3 protein-coding genes are annotated in these 4,497 nt (G+C 41.6%); all 3 read left to right on the plus strand.

The window, feature by feature from the left end:
• Positions 1-886 precede the first annotated feature (886 nt).
• From OQ5_RS0109480 to OQ5_RS0109490, 3 genes are read left to right on the plus strand one after another with little or no spacing between them, the layout of a single operon-like run.
• Positions 887-2,008 carry a hypothetical protein gene (locus OQ5_RS0109480; protein ID WP_016777265.1) on the plus strand — a complete coding sequence of 374 codons (1,122 nt, stop codon included), beginning with the start codon at positions 887-889 and terminating at the stop codon, positions 2,006-2,008.
• Between the two features lie 17 nt (positions 2,009-2,025).
• Positions 2,026-3,252, plus strand: a complete 1,227-nt coding sequence (locus OQ5_RS0109485; protein WP_016777266.1) for a quaternary amine ABC transporter ATP-binding protein — start codon at positions 2,026-2,028, stop codon at positions 3,250-3,252.
• A gap of 2 nt (positions 3,253-3,254) precedes the next feature.
• Positions 3,255-4,127, plus strand: coding sequence for an ABC transporter permease (locus tag OQ5_RS0109490; protein ID WP_016777267.1), 873 nt, complete (start codon positions 3,255-3,257; stop codon positions 4,125-4,127).
• Positions 4,128-4,497 lie beyond the last annotated feature (370 nt).

Consider the following 4,497-nt stretch of genomic DNA (forward strand, 5'->3'; position numbering starts at 1 on the left):
TAGACACATACTTATTAGTGCACCAAAATTAATAACTTCACTGGTTTCTTTAATAAAATATTGCGAATAAACGTGTTTTTACCCAAAATCCACAAGGAATGGTAAAAAAGTGTGATCTATTCCTTGCGAATTCGATATAGAAAAAATAGTACGTCAGGCTTTTACAAATGCCCGGTTTGCTTATATCGTTATCAGTATCTCAATTACTTGCTACAGACTAAGCACAACAGCTCAACCGAATCTGTCGATTTACTTTAAGCGAACTGAACATTTTCAGTTTATTCATGTTTGCTATTCAGAACAATTCAAATAGGTTCTGTGCGACTTTTTGGATAAGTAAAGAGTGTTTTTTACATTTGCACCTGTTTTGTCCGGCTGATTTAGATAAAAAACCCCACATATTTTAACCGTATAGAATATAATTATTAAGGTCGGATGGAATTCACATACAAGAACTTATACATGTTCTTTTGAGGCGATCATTGCCATGCTTGTTTTATTCGAATATAATTAATCTAAATCATTGGCCTGATGGAACTCACACGCAAGCACTTACATATATTTTTGTTGTGACAAACTTTGCCATGCTCGTTTCGTTGGTATAGAAATAAAATATTGTTTTAGGAATAATTTATTTAGTTTGGTAGCTTAGTGTTTATCGGACTGAACAAATTTTTTTTTGTGGTTTGGAAATAAAAGTACTTGACGTTAAGTGGTTCAATGATTTAATTTTAAGACTACTTTTCAAATATGCCGTGGCCGGAGAAAGGAGTTTCTATAACCCTGCTATTACACGATAGCGAAACAAAACATCTTTTGTTTTTTGGAACAATATGTTGTTTTGAAGAATTCATTTTTAATTTTTAATCTAAAAACTATAGTTGTTATGAAGAAAGTAGTATTTACGATTTTTGCCATTGCAGCATTTCTGACCCAGGGTATTGTAAATGCCCAGGAAAAGAATGAAGACTATGTGAAGTTTGGAGGGGCAGTTCGTTATAATATTCATGATAAGAGCTGGAACGATGACAAGACGGATCCCCAGTTTACCTGGGACACCTGGCGGTTGAATGTTAATGCCCGTACTGCCGGTGTTGATCTCAGTTTTGAATATCGTTTCTACCCTGTGGATAATAGTCATTTTATACACCATGGTTGGTTAGGTTATGGCTTATCAGATGACCTTTATATGAAACTGGGTGTAAGCCAGGTGCCTTTTGGTATTACAAAATATGCCTCACACTCATGGTGGTTCCAGATCCCGTATTATGTTGGTCTGGAAGACGATTACGATATGGGTATGAAATTTGACTATACCGGAATTGAAAACCTGGAATTGAATTTTGCTTACTACCATCAGCCCGAACCAAAGGGTTCACCTAACTATGCATCACGTTATTCTTATGATATAACGCCTTCTGAAGATGCATCACTTAAAGAGGTTAATCAATTTAATGTTCGAGCAGCGTACAATGTTTCCGAGAGTTTGGAACTTGGTCTTTCAGGCCAGTTTGGAAAAAATTACAACAGTGTACTTGATGAATCCGAATCATCCAATGCTTTTGCTGCTCACTTAGTAGGAAATTTTGGTAATTTCAATTTTAAAGGCGAATACATTTCGTACAATTTTGGAGCAAAAGATGATGCAGGAAATGATCTGGACGCTGTTCAGATGGGTGCTTATGGTTACAACTATAATGTTGCGGCCGAAGGAAATATATGGGTAGCCGGCCTTGCCTATTCAATTCCTGTAGAATGGGGCCCTATCTCCAACATTCAGCCATACGTTGATTATTCTGTGATAACCAAAGATGTTGATGAGTTCGAGAATAGTGAACACCTTGTTCCAGGAATGTTAATAACTGCAGGAAGCATTTATACTTATGTTGATTATGCCATGGGTAAAAATAATGCCTGGTTAGGTTCGTGGACCAACGGCTTGGCAGCAGGTGACCCGGATGCCGAATGGGAAAGCCGTTTCAATATCAACATTGGCTACTATTTCTAAACAAAAACTCAAAGTAGATGAGTAAAATTGAAGTTAAAGACCTGTACCTGATATTTGGTTCCAGGCGAAAACATGCCCTTGAACTTGTAAAAAAGGGCATGTCGAAGGATGAAGTCCTGAGCAAAACCAAATGTACGGTTGCGGTTAAAGATGCCACCTTCTCGATAGAGCAGGGCGAAATATTTGTTGTGATGGGACTTTCCGGTAGCGGAAAGTCCTCTCTCATTCGTTGTTTTAACCGCTTGAATACACCTACCTCGGGCTCAATTTTCGTTAATGGGGAGGATGTTACCAGGATGACCGAGGAACAACTACGCCGGTTGCGTCGTACCGAAATGTCGATGGTCTTCCAGCATTTTGGTTTGCTTCCGCACCGTACTGTACTTTCCAATACTGCCTTTGGTCTGGAAATTCAGGGGAAACCCGAGGAAGAAAGCCTCGAAAAAGCCCGCCAAATGATTAAAACAGTAGGACTGGAGGGCTATGAGGATATGATGACCGGAGAATTGAGTGGTGGTATGCAACAGCGCGTTGGTCTGGCAAGAGCGCTTACCACCAATCCGGAAATACTGCTGATGGACGAGGCTTTTAGTGCGCTCGACCCGCTTATTCGAACAAACATGCAGGACGAGCTCATCGAGCTTCAGCGAAAATTGAAAAAGACCATTGTTTTTATTACCCACGACCTTGACGAAGCTTTGAAGCTCGGCGACCGGATTGCCATAATGAAAGATGGCGAAATTGTTCAAATAGGAACCCCTGAAGAGATATTGGTAAAACCGGCCGACGACTACGTGAGAGCTTTTGTAGAAAATGTCGACCGCAGCAAAATTGTTACCGCATCAAGTCTGATGTTTAAGGACACAGGTAAACTGATTATCGAAAAAGATGGTCCGGCACTGGCCTTGAGGCGTATGCGCGAAATGGGCGTCAACAGGTTGCCGGTGGTCGATCGCGAAAATAAGTTCCTTGGTTTTGTGATGGACCGTGATGTTGTGGAGCTGAAGAATAAGGACGACAGGGATCTGAAAAAGATTCTGATTTCAGATGTGATGCCAAAGGTTTCTCCAGATACGCCGGCAGCTGACCTGTTGCCGTTGTTTATCGACAAGCAATTGCCACTTCCGGTGGTTGATGAGGAAGACAGATTGCTTGGTGTTGCAGTACACTCCTCGGTCATTGCCGAAGTTACAGGCCGCGACCGTGAAGAGATTATTGAAATTAAAAACAGCGGAGGTCTTTAATTATGGATAAACTTAATATTGGAAAATTTATAGAACAAGCCATCGATTTTATCACCGACCATGCCGGACCGGTTCTGGACGGCATCGCCTATTTGATAGAAAATATGGTGGATGGCTTTCAGACGGCATTGCTGGCGGTACCCTCATGGGGTATTATGATTATCCTGGCATTGATTGCTTATTTCGTTCAGGCGCAAGGTTTCAGGCCGGGGTTTACCAAAAAGGGCTTTAAGAAAGCCTTTGGTCTCGCCGTTTTTACTGTTATCGGACTGTTTATTCTTCTTTGGATGCAGTACTGGGAAGAGACTATGGAAACCCTCGCTCTGGTATTGGTTTCGGCCTTTATTGCTCTTTTAATAGGTATACCATTGGGAATATGGGCTGCCAGAAGCAGTAGAGTGGATCAGATAGTAAGACCAATTCTCGACTTTATGCAAACCATGCCGGCTTTTGTTTATCTGATTCCCGCCATTCTGTTTTTTTCTGTCGGGAATGTTCCCGGAGTTGTGGCAACCGTTGTGTTTTCTTTACCTCCGGCGGTTCGGCTTACGAGCCTTGGGATTCGCGGCGTTCCGGGCGAAGTAGTAGAGGCCGCCTTGTCATTCGGAAGCACACAAAGACAATTGCTGTTTAAGGTTCAGATACCTTTGGCTATGCCCACAATTCTGGCCGGAGTTAACCAGGTTATTATGCTTGCCCTGTCGATGGTTGTTATTGCATCGATGGTAGGCGCCGCCGGACTTGGAGAACGCGTTTATTCGGGTATCCTGCAGGCGAAAGTAGGCCTTGGCTTTGAAGCCGGTCTTGGTATTGTGATCCTTGCTATAATTCTGGACCGTGTTACCCAGGCTTTGGGAGGTCTGGGGAAAAAGTAATTGGTGTCTGTCCATAAAGTACCATTTGCTGTGTTACGCTTGCCGCCAAAAGAATCTCATTTACGAAAAGTAAACTGCGTTTTTGGCTGCTTCGCAAGCCTTGCAATCGGCACTTTCTGAACAGACACACATAGTGTAAAAATTTTTGCGAGTTTATTGACACATACTAAATTAGAATGTTTTACTATGCTTTCAGCCGAATGGCAGTTATAGAACTTAGGTCAATTAATTTTTAAGAAAAAGAGATTGTATTGTCTTTCCTGTCCTCTTGGGTCAGGAGTCTTAACCTGCTTTATTCATAAGTTTTCGCCATGAGATGTTCAAATATACAAAAAACGCAAGCAACCGCAGACAAATTTGATGCAGGAAA

Source organism: Anaerophaga thermohalophila str. Valhall, assembly GCF_000250735.1.
Taxonomy (GTDB): domain Bacteria; phylum Bacteroidota; class Bacteroidia; order Bacteroidales; family Marinilabiliaceae; genus Anaerophaga; species Anaerophaga thermohalophila_A.

What these genes read in the sequence shown, in the direction of transcription:
- OQ5_RS0109480 (WP_016777265.1), top strand. Translation starts at nt 887, where the DNA reads ATGAAGAAAGTAGTATTTACGATTTTTGCCATTGCAGCATTTCTGACC.
- OQ5_RS0109485 (WP_016777266.1), top strand. Translation starts at nt 2,026, where the DNA reads ATGAGTAAAATTGAAGTTAAAGACCTGTACCTGATATTTGGTTCCAGG.
- OQ5_RS0109490 (WP_016777267.1), top strand. Translation starts at nt 3,255, where the DNA reads ATGGATAAACTTAATATTGGAAAATTTATAGAACAAGCCATCGATTTT.